Consider the following 13,589-nt stretch of genomic DNA (forward strand, 5'->3'; position numbering starts at 1 on the left):
GGTTGTCCGGTTATTTACCGCAATTCAACAGCGCTAAATTTCATCTTTTATAAAAATATTCACATGATTACCGCCGATTTTACGGCGTAAACATCATTTACTGGCCTTGTTCATGACGATTTTTTCAGCTCGCTTTATTGCATTTCCTGTTTCATTACTGTCTTTCCTGCTCTCCCCATGTGCTGTGGCAGAAAGTGAGATCAACGACCAAACGCTGATCGTGAGCGCGACGCCGCAATCCGTTTCTGAGCTGGACACCCCAGCCGCCGTCAGCGTCGTTAACGGCGAAGATATGCGTCTGGCAACGCCGCGAATTAATTTGTCTGAATCCCTGACTAGTGTCCCAGGGCTACAGGTGCAAAATCGGCAGAACTACGCCCAGGATCTACAGTTGTCGATTCGCGGATTTGGTTCGCGAACCACGTATGGCATCCGCGGTATTCGTTTGTACGTCGACGGGATCCCGGCAACGATGCCGGATGGACAGGGTCAAACCTCCAATATTGATATCAGCAGCGTACAAAATATTGAGGTTTTACGTGGCCCCTTCTCGGCTTTGTATGGCAATGCCTCCGGCGGGGTGATGAATGTCAGCACTGAAACGGGTCATGAACCGCCAACCATTGAAGCCAGCAGTTATTACGGCAGTTTTGGCACCTGGCGCTACGGGTTAAAAGCAACGGGCGCGCTGGGTGATGGTACTCAACGAGGGGATGTGGATTACACCGTTTCAACAACCCGGTTTACCACCCACGGATATCGCGATCGCAGTAGTGCGCAAAAAAGTCTGGCCAATGCCAAACTGGGCGTGCGCATAGATGATGCGAGCAAACTGACACTGATTTTCAATAGTGTAGACAGCAAGGCCGACGATCCCGGCGGTCTTACCGAGTCGGAATGGCAGTCTAATCCGCAGCAATCGCCTCGCGCAGAGCAATTTAATACGCGAAAAACCATCAAACAGACCCAGGCGGGATTGCGATATGAACGCCAGCTTAGCGCGCAGGATGATATCAGTATCATGACCTACGCGGGGGAGCGTGAGACCACGCAGTACCAGTCGATCCCAATGGCCCCTCAGTTAAAACCGTCTCACGCCGGAGGCGTCATTACCCTGCAGCGTCATTATCAGGGGATAGATAACCGTTGGACTCACCGTGGTGAGCTGGGCATACCCGTGACCTTCACTACCGGTCTGAATTATGAAAACATGAGCGAAAACCGGAAAGGCTACAACAACTTTCGCCTTGATGAAGGCGTGCCGGAGTATGGCCAGAAAGGCGACTTACGACGTAACGAGCGTAATCTGATGTGGAATCTCGATCCCTATCTGCAAACCCAGTGGCAATTAACGCAGAAGCTTTCGCTGGATGCAGGCCTTCGCTACAGTTCGGTGTGGTTTGATTCTAACGATCGCTATATTACCCCAGGTAACGGAGATGACAGCGGTGACGCCAGCTATCACCAGTGGTTACCTGCCGGGTCGTTAAAATACGCCATCACTGATGCCTGGAACGTTTACCTGGCTGCGGGACGCGGGTTCGAAACGCCGACCATCAATGAATTGTCTTACCGCGCTGATGGTCAAAGTGGGATGAATTTTAACCTACAGCCTGCAACAAATGATACCGTTGAAATTGGCAGTAAAACGCGTATCGGTGACGGATTGTTTACCGCCGCCCTGTTCCAGACCAACACGGATGACGAAATCGTCGTTGACAGTAGCAGCGGTGGAAGGACGACCTATAAAAACGCCGGTAAAACCCGCCGTCAGGGCGCCGAGTTAGCCTGGGACCAACGTTTTGCAGGAAACTGGCGCGTAAAAGCGGCATGGACCTGGCTTGATGCAACTTATCGCAGCAACGTCTGTGGCGATCAAAACTGCAACGGCAACCGACTGCCCGGCATAGCGCAAAACATGGGATTTGCGTCACTGGGCTACGTGCCTGATGAAGGTTGGTATGCGGGAACAGAAGTTCGTTATATGGGCAACATTATGGCCAATGATGAAAATACAGCGAAAGCCCCGTCCTATACCGTTGTTGGTTTGAATACCGGTTATAAATTTTATTACAGCAGTCTCATGATCGACCTGTTCACTCGGGTGGATAATCTGTTCGATAAAACTTATGTCGGCTCGGTGATTGTGAATGAGTCAAACGGCAGATACTACGAACCGGCACCAGGACGAAACTACGGTTTAGGAATTAATCTGGCATGGCGTTTTGAGTAAAACTGGCGGGAATGACTCCCGCCCTCCGATTTACGCATCGTCGGCAAGACGAATAACCACCTTGCCAAAGTTTTTGCCGGTCAGCAGGCCGATAAAGGTCTGCGGCGCATTTTCCAGACCGTCGGTGATTTGCTCGCGGTAATGGATTTTGCCCTCTTTAACCCAACGTCCCATCTCGCGCTGAAACTCCTGAATGCGGTGACCATAATCCTGACCAATGATAAAGCCCTGCATGCGGATACGCTTTTTCAGCAGCGTTGCCATCAGCAAAGGTAATCTGTCCGGTCCGGCAGGGAGCGATGTGGCGTTGTAACCGCTGACCAGTCCGCAAAGCGGAATGCGCGCAGACGTGTTGAGTAACGGCAGGACAGCGTCAAATACCTTTCCGCCGACGTTTTCATAGTAAATATCGATCCCCTGTGGACAGGCTTTTGCCAGCTGTTGCGCGAAATCTTGTGCGTGGTGATCGAGACAGACATCAAAACCCAGTACTTCGGTGGCATGGCGGCATTTTTCAGCGCCGCCTGCAACGCCGATCACCCGGCAACCTTTGAGCTTACCTATCTGTCCTACCGTTGCGCCAACCGGGCCTGTCGCGGCTGCCACAACCAGCGTTTCTCCCGCTTTCGGCTGACCGATATCGAGCAGCCCCATATAGGCGGTAAAACCTGGCATACCCATAACGCCCAGTGCCCAGGAGGGATGCTCGGGGTTATCGCCAAGTTTCACCAGCCCGTTCCCATCGGTGATGTCATAGTCCTGCCATCCGCTGTAGCTCAGCACCCACTCGCCAGGCTGATAGTCAGGATGATTAGATGACACTACGCGACTTACGGTACCGCCAACCATAACGCCGCCAATCTCAACCGGTGCGGAGTAAGACGGTTCATCGCTCATGCGTCCACGCATATAGGGATCGAGAGAAAGAAAAACAGTGCGCAGTAAAATCTGACCTTCACCCGGCGTTGCAACCTCATCTTCTTCAAGACGGAAGTTGTCCGTAACTGGCGCGCCATGCGGGCGGGAAGCCAGTATCCAGCGGCGATTACGATTAGTCTGTTGACCCATGATGTGCTCCTCTGCTTTTGGCATGAATCCATCAATAGTAGCAGCCCGGACCTGCCATTTAGCTGACGCCAGGGTTTAACCGCACAACCAGGTAAACGCAGGGTTGTGTAGTTTCATTGATAAACCGACAGTCATTTGGTGGGCCAAGCTCCAGGCAATCGCCCGCCTGCATTTCATGTCGTACGTCCCCCTCCACAAAGACTAACTCCCCTTGCTGGAGCCAGATAAGCTGTCTGGCCTGCACATAAGAAGAGGCTGGCATCGGAATATCGCTACCGGCAGGCAATTCTATCTGCACCAGATCAATCGGCAGATCGCTGCGCGGTGAAACATGGCGGCGTAAATAATGGCTTTGCGGGTCGTGCCAGACGGGCTGGTCAGCTAAGCGCAGCAGCTTGCCCTCCTGCATTTCGGCCCGCGCAATCAGCATAGACATGCTGATACCAAAGGCGCCGGAGAGCCTGCCCAGCAGCGTGGCCGTTGGGCTGCTTTCACCGCGTTCTATTTTATGGATCATCGCCCGCGACACGCCCGCGCGCTCGGCAAGTTCCGTCAGTGACCAGCCGCGAGATTCCCGCTCAATGCGAATTCTTGCCGCGATCCGTTGATTTATGCTGTCTTCAATAGTATTCATATTGTAATACTATAGTGAACAAGCCTTGAGGTTCAACATGTCAATTCGATTTGCCAGCAAAGAAGACTGTGCAGCTATTGCCGAAATCTACAACCACGCGGTACTGCATACGGCGGCTATCTGGAACGATCAAACGGTCGATGCCGAAAACCGTATTTCCTGGTACGAAGCCCGCCAGTTGATGGGGTATCCGGTGCTGATAAGTGAAGATAATGGCGTGGTTACGGGATATGCCTCCTTTGGCGACTGGCGTAACTTTGATGGATTTCGCCATACCGTTGAACATTCGGTGTATGTCCATCCTGAGCATCAGGGAAAGGGCCTGGGACGAGCGCTGCTTAGCAGGCTGATAGAAGAAGCTCGTGTATGCGGCAAGCATGTGATGGTGGCCGGTATTGAGTCTCAGAATCAGGCGTCTTTGCATCTGCACAGCACGCTGGGTTTTAAAACCACCGCGCAAATGCCGCAGGTTGGCACCAAATTTGGCCGCTGGCTGGATCTGACCTTCATGCAGTTGCAGTTAGACGATCGTCGCGAACCGGATGCCGGCAGATGAACCAGACGCTGACCCTCTCCTTTCTGATTGCGGCGGGTATTGGTCTGGTGGTGCAAAATACCTTGATGGTGCGCATTACGCAGACATCCTCGACGATCCTCATCGCCATGTTATTGAACTCGCTGGTCGGGATCGTATTATTTGTCAGCATATTGTGGTTTAAGCAAGGTGCGGCAGGATTTGCAGAGCTGGTCTCCAGCGTACGTTGGTGGACGCTAATCCCCGGCTTGCTGGGATCGTTCTTCGTTTTTGCCAGTATCAGCGGATATCAAAATGTGGGCGCAGCGACGACTATCGCGGTGCTGGTCGCCAGCCAGTTAATTGGCGGGTTGGTGCTGGATATTTTGCGCAGCCACGGCGTGCCGCTGCGGGCGCTGGTGGGGCCAGTCTGTGGTGCGGTGCTGCTGGTCGTCGGGGCCTGGTTGGTGGCGCGACGCTCATTTTAATTGCGCTTATCCGACCTACAGAATGTGCCTGTAGGCCGGATAAGGTCCGGCAAGGAAATATCAAAGAATAGAGCCGCCTTTGGTCAGCTGTTCGCGACGGGCTTCCATATCTTCTTTATGCTGACGGCCATGATGTGCGATCGCTGTACGCAAACGCTGTTGCTGGGTGTAGCGATCTTCCCGGCTCAACACGGCATCATCGCTGAGTTCAATCAGCAATTCATTCATATGCGTAATGACGCTCTCTTCAATGGCGGCATCAACCCGTGCGCTAACCTCATCCAGATGCGACATAACCTCTCCTTAACTCATTAATTTAACTTTGCTTTCGAAAAATCACTGCCCATCAGGCTCACGCTGTATCCGCTGACATTACTGCGTGTCGCGTAGAACGTTTTACCGTTCGCCAGCGCAATCCACGGTGCCTGCTGATAGAAAATCTCTTGTGACTGCTGGTAAAGCGCGGCGCGTTCTTCAGGTTTGCTCACCAGTTTCGCCTTTTCAACCAGCGAATTATACGCTTTATCGCACCAGCGCGCGGCATTAGATCCGGTTTTAATGCTGTCGCAGCCCAGCAGTACATCGGCGAAGTTATCCGGATCGCCGTTGTCCGACATCCAACCGAACAAAGCGGTGTCATGCTCACCTTTACGCATTCCAGAAAGATATTCGCCCCACTCGTAGGACACAATTTTCGCCTTCACGCCAACTTTTGCCCAGTCGCTCTGGATCATCTCGGCAATCCGTCGGGAGTTCGGGTTGTACGGACGCTGAACAGGCATTGACCACAGTGTCGCTTCAAAACCGTTTTCCAGCCCCGCCTGTTTCAGCAGTTCTTTCGCTTTTTGCGGGTCGTATGTGTAATCCTGCAGATCTTTATTGAACCCCAGCATATTCGGCGGAATCGGTGATTTTGCCACCGTACCAGAACCTAAAAAGACAGCGTTAATAATGGCCTTTTTATCCGTTGCGTAGTTCAGAGCCTGACGCACCAGCACGTTATCAAACGGTTTTTTCTCGGTGTTAAACGCCAGATATCCAACGTTCAACGCGTCAACCGAATGCAGCGTCAAATCTTTATTCTTTTTAATCTCGTCAAACTGTACGGGCGCTGGTGCCGGGATTATCTGGCATTCATTGGTTTGCAGTTTTGCCAGCCGCGTCTGAACGTTCGGCGTGATTGAGAAGATCAGGTGTTTTGTCGGGACCGCACCATCCCAGTAGTTCGGGTTGGCGAGATAACGGATTTGCGAATCCTGCTTGTACTGCTGCAACACGTAAGGCCCGGTGCCAATTGGCCAGTTATCAACGTTTTCCGGGGTGCCTTTTTTCAGCATCGCGTCGGCATATTCCGCTGAAAGAATGGAGGCGAAATCCATTCCCCAGTCGGCAAGAAACGCGGCGTTAGGTTCATTCAGAACAAACTGAACGTGATAATCATCGAGCTTCTTCACTTCTTTAATCAGTTTATCCAGACCGACATCGTTAAAGTATTCGTAGCTTCCCTGAGAAACCTTGTGGTACGGATGATCGGCATCTTTCTGCCTTAATACCGAGAAAATCACGTCATCAGCATTGAAGTCGCGCGTCGGTTTAAAGAATTTATTGCTGTTGAATTTTACACCCTGACGCAAGGTAAAGGTGTAGATCTTACCGTCCGGCGAAATCGTCCAGTCCGTCGCCAGAGACGGTACCGGCGTATTTTTTACCGGGTCGAAGTTGATGAGTCGGTTATACAGCACTTGTGAACTGGCCACAAACGACGGACCTGAGCTGGCGATTTGCGGGTTAAATGACTCAGGCGACGCTTCAGAGCAGTAGATGATAGTGTCAGTATTGGCCGCCAATGCAGCGCCTGACGGTATGACGGCGCTGAGCGTCAGCGCGAGTAACGTTTTCCTTGCAATCATGGTTATATGCCTTCTTATTTTATTATTAACCGTGATATCAGAGCATAGCTGACAAAAACTGACCAATAACGAATCACTATCAGGTTATTCTAATCCGGTGTATTTCGCTGAATAATCCATCACCCTAAGCGAATTAATTTCCCTTAAGTCTTTTTCGAAACGTCAAGATTTTTCCCGGCACTCTATGCCATGAAAATTAGCCCCTTTTTGCCTCTCTTTCACCGTTTGCTCGTTTTTATAAAACGTAAAGTAGATACGTGAAGAAGTCTAAGGGGTAACAACGTGGCAAAAACTCTCTTGCGCAGCGGCAATTTGGATGACTATCAGGCCGTGGGTGGCGGTGGTCAGGCCGTGTTTGATTCAGCATTGCAAATTCGCGAAACGCTTCGTCTGCGTAAACAACAGGCAATGGTGGATTGTCTGGCGATCCCACAAATTAACGACAACGGCGATCGGGTGGACTGGTATTCCCCGATCGAAGGGAAAGTCGTTGCGTGGAAAGCCGCTGATGAGGAGGCTCGTTTTCGTGCGCTGCGCTATCTGGGGAGCACGCTGGAAAATGCGGCTGCTCTGAGCCGTAAAAGCCTGCAATCGGGGAAAACCTCACTACAGCTGTTTGGCTCACTGCTCGAAAAAGCCATCCAGTTTCCTGGTGAGAATCACGTTTTTTTGGTTGAAGGCAAACCCGTTATTACGTTCTGGGGCTTCGTCAATCTGAACGAAAATCCTCGCGACGAGGTGCTCGATTGCCTGCGACTTTCTGATACTCCTCCTGTCGTTACCGTAGCAGAGCCGGAGCCGGAAGAAGAAATCAGCCCGGAAATCACCTTCGCCGAGGCTGATACGCCTTTATTGACGCCGGTCGTCGAGCTGGCTAAACCGGCTGAACCTGAACCACAGCCGCCGGTTATAGTTAACGAACCTGAAGTCACACCGCCACTGGCACAAGAGAAACCCGCGCGCCGCCTGCCGCTGTGGAGCCTGCCGGTTGCCGCAGTAATCATTGCCGCCATTGTTGGGCCACTGTTGTGGAAACAACAGACAGTCCAGCCCACTCCCGCAGTCATCCCTGTTGACGTTGCGAAGGCAGATATGGCTCCGCTGCCAGAACTGACATCTGCACTGCCGCTGCATCGGGCTGAAGTGATCCCGGTCGCGAAGAAAGAGAAACCTGTGGAAGGACCAGTCGTGATCGCCGCGATTCCGAAAGATGCGCTGGTCATGGATGCCAACCAGATGAAGGCAGGAACAACGCGTTTTCTCAACGGCAACTGGCGTGTAATGGTCGATGTTAAAGATCCGGTCAGCGGCAAAGCGCCGTCACTACGCTATCAAATCCAGGCCAATAAAGGCACTGCTCGCGTGGTTCATGGTGACAATATCGTTTGTCGAGCCGAGATTTTCTCCGGTTTGCACCAGTCGGGTGAATTAATGATTAAGAGTCGCGGGAATGCCCGTTGCACGGACGGGTCACGTTATCCAATGCCTGAAATTACCTGCAAAGCGGGAACCAATGACGTCGCCGCGTGTACCGCACGTTATGACGATCACGCGGAAATCCCTCTGACGATCAAAAAGATAGGTGCCTGATTTTATGTTGGTGAATCTGTGTGATTACAAACAGAGCGTGACGCTCATCGCCAATAGCGGTGTGCAATTCCTGGATTTTGGCCTGACGCCGCAAGAATCTGCGCATCATGGTCGCTTTGTGCGCAAAACGGCAAACGGTCCCCTACTACGGCTGGATTTCGATCTGGCAACGGGTCGCTATACCTTGCCAGGCAGTTCCGGCGATCAGCCCGAAGTGGTGAAACCGGAAAGCACCCAGACGCTGCATTATTCGCTTGATGTCCTCGACGGCGTCTGGCTGCCACTGCCGTTTCTGCGCTTTAACCCACCGCGCACGTTTGTTGAAGGTCCGGATAACTGGGCACGCGTGCAGGTACGAAAACTGGCGCAGCCCGACAGCGCGGGCAACACCCACCGCGTTACCGTAGCTCTGGACAGCCAGCTCACTGAAAATGCCCCTGCAGCGTTAACGCCTAATGAAAACGACCTGCTCAACGGGACACGATTCGCGCTGGCCTGGCATGACAATGAAATTGCCGATTTCCTCGACCAGACATGGATTGACGGTTGGTTGCGCGAGTCTTTTATGCATCATGTCACACAGCATGAGAACCGCTCTGAACACGAGATCCAGCAGGCACTGCGTAATTTTGAATATCAGGCACACTGGCTGAATGTGCTGACCCTGTTAGGCGAACAACTTTCGGTGCCGGAAGTGAAGCTGGTTACGCACACCCTCAGTACACCCGCCATTCCCGTCGATCTCATTCTGGATATTGGTAATACACACACCTGCGGCGTGCTGATTGAAGATCATGGCGACGCCAATGACGGACTGCGTCAGACTGCTGAATTACAGGTGCGTTCGTTAAGCGAGCCGCAGTATCTCAACGACCCACTGTTCACCAGCCGACTGGAGTTTTCTGAAGCGCGTTTTGGCAAGCAGCACTTTTCTGTGGAGAGCGGTCGTGATGACGCCTTTATCTGGCCGTCGATTGTCCGCGTGGGTGACGAAGCCCGTAAGCTGGCGATGCAGCGTATGGGCACTGAAGGCAGCAGTGGGATCTCCAGCCCACGCCGTTATCTGTGGGACGAAACGCCGGTGCTACATGACTGGCGCTTTAGCCAGATGAATGGCAAAACCCAGCGCGAGCCGCTGGCTACCGCCTACCCGCTGATGAACCTGATGAACGATGACGGGCAACCGCTGTTTAGCCTGCCGCAGGACGATCGTCTGCCGGTATTCTCACCGCAATACAGTCGCAGCACGCTGATGGCACATATGCTGTGCGAAATTCTGGCTCAGGCGCTGGGCCAAATTAACAGCGTGGCAACGCGATTGCGTCTTGGATTCCCGGCCTCTCCTCGTCAATTGCGGACGTTGATCCTGACCCTACCGTCGGCAATGCCCAAACAGGAGCGCGAAATTTTCCGCCTGCGCATGTTTGAGGCTATTGCGTTGGTGTGGAAAGCGATGGGCTGGCACCCGCAGGATGAAGATTTCACCACTCGTAAACAACAAGAAAAGAGCGTGGTTCCCGTACCTGAGATCCAGATGGAATGGGATGAGGCCAGCTGTGGGCAACTGGTGTGGCTGTATAACGAGGCTATCTCCCACTATGATGGCCACACTGAATCGTTCTTTAACGCCCTTGCCCGCCCGGACCGTCTGCCGGAACCCGGTGAGACTAAAGGTCGTGCGCTGCGCGTGGCGTCGATCGACATTGGCGGCGGGACAACGGATATGGCCGTGGTTCATTACCAGCTTGATGATGGCGTTGGGGCGAACGTCAAAATTACCCCGCATCTGTTGTTCCGTGAAGGTTTTAAGGTCGCGGGGGATGACATGCTGCTTGACGTAATTCAGCGTTGCGTATTGCCCGCGTTGCAAACCCGCTTACAACAGGCTGGCGTGACTGATGCCGCCGCATTGCTGGCGACGCTATTCGGCGATTCCGGGCGCATCGATACTCAGGCGATTTTGCGTCAACAAACGGCATTACAACTCTTTATGCCGCTTGGTCATGCGGTGCTCTCTGCCTGGGAACAAAGTGATATTAACGATCCGGTAGCCGGGCTGCATGCCACCTTTGGCGAGCTGCTCAGCCAGCGACCCACACGTAACGTGATGAATTATATCCAACAGGCCATCGACCATGCGTTGCCAGCAGGATCGCCAGCGTTTGATGTTCTGAACGTTCCCTTACAGGTACAGTTCAGGCAGCTACAAGAAGCGTTACTGGCGGGACAATTTACTCTGACTGCGCCGCTGCACGCGGTCTGTGAGGCCATTTCGCACTATCGCTGCGATATTTTATTAGTGACCGGCAGACCCGCCTGTTTACCCGGCGTACAGGCGTTGATCCGCCATCTGCAGCCCGTTCCGGTTAATCGTATGATCTGGATGGATAACTACCGCGTACATGAGTGGTATCCGTTTAGCCAGCAAGGACGGATTGGTAACCCCAAATCCACCGCAGCAGTAGGTGCCATGTTGTGTAGCCTGGCGCTGGATTTACGTCTTCCACGCTTTAACTTTAAAGCTGCCGATATCGGCGCTTACTCAACCGTACGATATCTCGGCGTGCTGGATAATACGGTCAATACGCTGCGCGATGAGAATATCTGGTATCACGATATCGATCTGGATAAGCCCGGCGCTAAGCTGGATACCCGCCTGCACTTTCCTTTGCGCGGTAACGTGACGTTAGGTTTCCGTCAATTGGCAAACAGTCGCTGGCCTGCCACGCCGTTGTATACGCTCAGCATAAATTCTGCCGAACTGGCAAAAACCATCGCCGGAGATGGCGTGTTGAATGTCCGGTTGCAACTACGCGGTGGTAGCAAAGAAAGCGGACCGGAATTCTTCGTACTGAGCGACGCCTGGTTACAGGATGGCACTCCCGTTGCCGCCCATGCCTTAACGTTAAAACTGAATACGCTGGCAGACCGTCGCCATAGCGGTAGCCATTACTGGATTGATAGCGGGAGCGTGTACCTGAAATGAGTAAGATGTTAAATACCGCGCAGGCCGCCATCGAATGGGTATCTGATACCCGTCAGCGCTCGGCACGTCTTGATGATGAAGCAGATGCCCTGCTGGCCCAGCTCACGTTAGCCGCCGTGCAGGAATCTGCGTTAAAGACGGCTTTTTCATCGCGAGGGTGCATTGGGTTATATGGACATTCACAATCGGCGAAAGCGCATCTGCTCGCGGCATTGTGCAACAACGCCAATGGCAAAGTGAATATCGTCACTCCGGATCGCAGTTTTGATTACTTTTCGCATATTAATCCCGGTCATGCGCCAACCAATATGGCGATCCGTTTCACGCAGGAAGAAAATCCGCTTGATAATGAATGGCCATTGCGTCTGCGGTTACTCAGCGAAGCCGAACTGGTACAACTGTTTATCGCCCAGTTCAGTGCGCTCCCGGACAATCGCCAGGTTGAGAAATCGATTATTGAGTCGCGCCTGGAAAAATGGCAAACGCTACGTCAACGTCATCCGGTACAGGGCATTACTGCACAAGATGTTGCGTCGATTGGTCGCTTCTGGCGCGCCTGCGTGCCAACCAATCAGCAGCAAATCGACGATACGCTATGGCATCAGTTTGCCACGCTGTTACCCGCACTGGACCTGACGACCCGGGCAAACGCCTGGGCGTTACTGTGGGGAGAGCAACCAGAACTGACGCAACAGTGGTTGGCGCTGGCGCATACGCTGCAGCAAACCGGGAACGCGTCAGAATTAGCAGCACCGCTGAGCCTGCTGGTCGATCATTTCGGTTTACCTGCGGAAAGTTTTCTTACCCAGATGGCGTTAACCGGGAATGAGGCGCAAAGCGATGTGGTGGTTCATCCCGTTGAAAATCATCAGTTGCTCAACGCGGTTAGTCTCCCTCAGGCATCACTGGCGCTGCTCACGCGCGAACTGGTCCTGACAGTTGAAAACGCTGAACTGGGGAATGTCGATCTGCTTGATATTCCCCTCGCCCCGGATGTTCATCTCCATCCACTGTGGCAGACCAAATTAGGCTGGATGCTGGAACATTACCGCCAGCATCTGCAACCGGATGTGCTCTTAATCTGTAATGCGGTATCGACCCGTTCCCAGACGCCTGCTATCACCCGCAAGCTGCTGGGCTGGGTTAACGATACTCAGCCCGTACATGACGCCGCATTGCCGGGCGTGGTGTGGGCCATTACCCCGCAGGATGCGCGTTTTAGCACTCAGCAAAACCTGGATGAATCCGTACAGCAATTAATGGGTAAGCCCGGACTGCACTGGGGCACACTGCAGGCGCTGGATAAACACAGCTTACAGCGCCTTGTCGAGTGGCTGACTCAAGCCACCTCGCCACAGCAGCGCCAGGCCAGGTTGGATTCCCTGCGTGAGCAGCACCAACAGCACGTACGCCAAACCCTGATCGGCTGGATTCATCCCGTTGAAGCCGAATCCGGTAGCAATGAGTGGGTGATCCGCCAGTTACAGGCTCAGGCGGCAAAGCATGGCGAACTCCTTGATGGTTTGCTCCCGCCGATGCGCCTCTTTGAGTCGCTGCTGCGTATTCAGCAGCCACGCGAGGAACAGGTGAGCGGACTCTTTAATGAAGATATTGACCTGTTTGCCGAGGTGCGCGACACGCAACACTCGCCGGAAAACAAAGAGATCGGATATCAGGCGCACAAAATGTGGATAAACCACGTGCGCCAGTGGTGTCGCGATGAAAATAATGCGCGCCGGTTACGCCTCGACGCCCGTACGCTAAGGCAGGTTGCCGATATCCTCGTTACCGCCAGCTATCGCCTGGAGATGCCGCAACGCTTACAGCGCATTTTGCAGCGAGAAAACGTCTGCGCCGCGCAACTTCACGCCGATATTGGCGATTTTATTACCTGGCTTGGATTTGCTAACGTTGCCGAGGAACAGCGTCCGGCCAGCAGGATCCAAAAAGGATCGGCTATTTTTAGCGCGCCTAAGCAACAGCCAATGTTACGCCTGACGAAACTGGATGAACAACCTTCGCACGGCGCAAGTCGCTACGTTTACGACTGGCTGGTCGCTTTATATACCCGTGCGAATGAGAACGTGGGGTATCAGCATCCGCAGGACGTCAGTGACGCCGACAGAAAACGATTAGATGCCCTGCTTTCCGCCTGAAACGGCGTTT

At 53.2% G+C, this 13,589-nt stretch carries 10 protein-coding genes; 6 read left to right on the plus strand and 4 right to left on the minus strand.

All coding sequences use genetic code 11. From position 1 onward, the window contains the following. The first annotated feature begins 112 nt into the window (after nt 1–112). Entirely contained in the window at nt 113–2,233 is a 2,121-nt protein-coding gene (gene pqqU / locus ACU8YC_RS02195; protein ID WP_187252398.1) for a TonB-dependent receptor PqqU, read from the plus strand. Nucleotides 2,234–2,263: 30 nt separating this feature from the next. Here pqqU and ACU8YC_RS02200 read toward each other — a convergent pair whose 3' ends face one another. Further along, the gene (locus tag ACU8YC_RS02200; RefSeq protein WP_446894973.1) at nt 2,264–3,301 is read right to left on the minus strand and encodes an NADP-dependent oxidoreductase; all 1,038 of its coding nucleotides are present in this window, start codon (nt 3,299–3,301) and stop codon (nt 2,264–2,266) included. Between the two features lie 58 nt (nt 3,302–3,359). Beyond that, a complete protein-coding gene (locus ACU8YC_RS02205) occupies nt 3,360–3,935 on the minus strand; it encodes a helix-turn-helix domain-containing protein (RefSeq protein WP_210905110.1) in 576 nt (191 codons plus the stop codon). Nucleotides 3,936–3,972: 37 nt separating this feature from the next. Here ACU8YC_RS02205 and ACU8YC_RS02210 point away from each other — a divergent pair, with 37 nt between their 5' ends. Continuing rightward, nucleotides 3,973–4,491, plus strand: a complete 519-nt coding sequence (locus tag ACU8YC_RS02210; protein ID WP_210905111.1) for a GNAT family N-acetyltransferase — start codon at nt 3,973–3,975, stop codon at nt 4,489–4,491. After that, nucleotides 4,488–4,937 (plus strand): DMT family transporter, encoded by a 450-nt coding sequence (locus ACU8YC_RS02215; protein WP_151219271.1) that lies wholly within the window; start codon nt 4,488–4,490, stop codon nt 4,935–4,937. Before ACU8YC_RS02210 ends, ACU8YC_RS02215 begins: the two co-directional genes overlap by 4 nt. A 60-nt stretch (nt 4,938–4,997) precedes the next feature. Here ACU8YC_RS02215 and ACU8YC_RS02220 read toward each other — a convergent pair whose 3' ends face one another. Continuing rightward, complete coding sequence (locus ACU8YC_RS02220; RefSeq protein ID WP_151225472.1) at nt 4,998–5,231, minus strand: YdcY family protein; 234 nt, start codon at nt 5,229–5,231, stop codon at nt 4,998–5,000. A 17-nt stretch (nt 5,232–5,248) separates the two neighbouring features. After that, on the minus strand, nt 5,249–6,847 hold the full coding sequence (locus tag ACU8YC_RS02225) for an ABC transporter substrate-binding protein (RefSeq protein WP_187259633.1): 1,599 nt from the start codon (nt 6,845–6,847) through the stop codon (nt 5,249–5,251). Nucleotides 6,848–7,129: 282 nt separating this feature from the next. Between ACU8YC_RS02225 and ACU8YC_RS02230 the strand changes: the two genes are divergently transcribed. From ACU8YC_RS02230 to ACU8YC_RS02240, 3 genes are read left to right on the plus strand one after another with little or no spacing between them, the layout of a single operon-like run. Beyond that, nucleotides 7,130–8,437, plus strand: a complete 1,308-nt coding sequence (locus tag ACU8YC_RS02230) for an SrfA family protein (protein ID WP_414438188.1) — start codon at nt 7,130–7,132, stop codon at nt 8,435–8,437. Between the two features lie 4 nt (nt 8,438–8,441). Continuing rightward, nucleotides 8,442–11,423, plus strand: coding sequence for a virulence factor SrfB (locus ACU8YC_RS02235; protein WP_446894974.1), 2,982 nt, complete (start codon nt 8,442–8,444; stop codon nt 11,421–11,423). After that, a complete protein-coding gene (locus tag ACU8YC_RS02240) occupies nt 11,420–13,579 on the plus strand; it encodes a virulence factor SrfC family protein (protein WP_446894975.1) in 2,160 nt (719 codons plus the stop codon). The genes ACU8YC_RS02235 and ACU8YC_RS02240 overlap by 4 nt, the downstream gene beginning before the upstream one ends. Nucleotides 13,580–13,589 lie beyond the last annotated feature (10 nt).

The sequence above is a fragment of the Citrobacter sp. VF227 genome (genome assembly GCF_052950715.1).

Excerpts from the sequence above, each read along its gene's own strand:
- ACU8YC_RS02220 (WP_151225472.1), bottom strand. The coding sequence starts at position 5,231 with ATGTCGCATCTGGATGAGGTTAGCGCACGGGTTGATGCCGCCATTGAA.
- ACU8YC_RS02240 (WP_446894975.1), top strand. The coding sequence starts at position 11,420 with ATGAGTAAGATGTTAAATACCGCGCAGGCCGCCATCGAATGGGTATCT.
- ACU8YC_RS02200 (WP_446894973.1), bottom strand. The coding sequence starts at position 3,301 with ATGGGTCAACAGACTAATCGTAATCGCCGCTGGATACTGGCTTCCCGC.
- ACU8YC_RS02210 (WP_210905111.1), top strand. The coding sequence starts at position 3,973 with ATGTCAATTCGATTTGCCAGCAAAGAAGACTGTGCAGCTATTGCCGAA.
- pqqU (WP_187252398.1), top strand. The coding sequence starts at position 113 with ATGACGATTTTTTCAGCTCGCTTTATTGCATTTCCTGTTTCATTACTG.
- ACU8YC_RS02215 (WP_151219271.1), top strand. The coding sequence starts at position 4,488 with ATGAACCAGACGCTGACCCTCTCCTTTCTGATTGCGGCGGGTATTGGT.
- ACU8YC_RS02235 (WP_446894974.1), top strand. The coding sequence starts at position 8,442 with ATGTTGGTGAATCTGTGTGATTACAAACAGAGCGTGACGCTCATCGCC.
- ACU8YC_RS02225 (WP_187259633.1), bottom strand. The coding sequence starts at position 6,847 with ATGATTGCAAGGAAAACGTTACTCGCGCTGACGCTCAGCGCCGTCATA.
- ACU8YC_RS02205 (WP_210905110.1), bottom strand. The coding sequence starts at position 3,935 with ATGAATACTATTGAAGACAGCATAAATCAACGGATCGCGGCAAGAATT.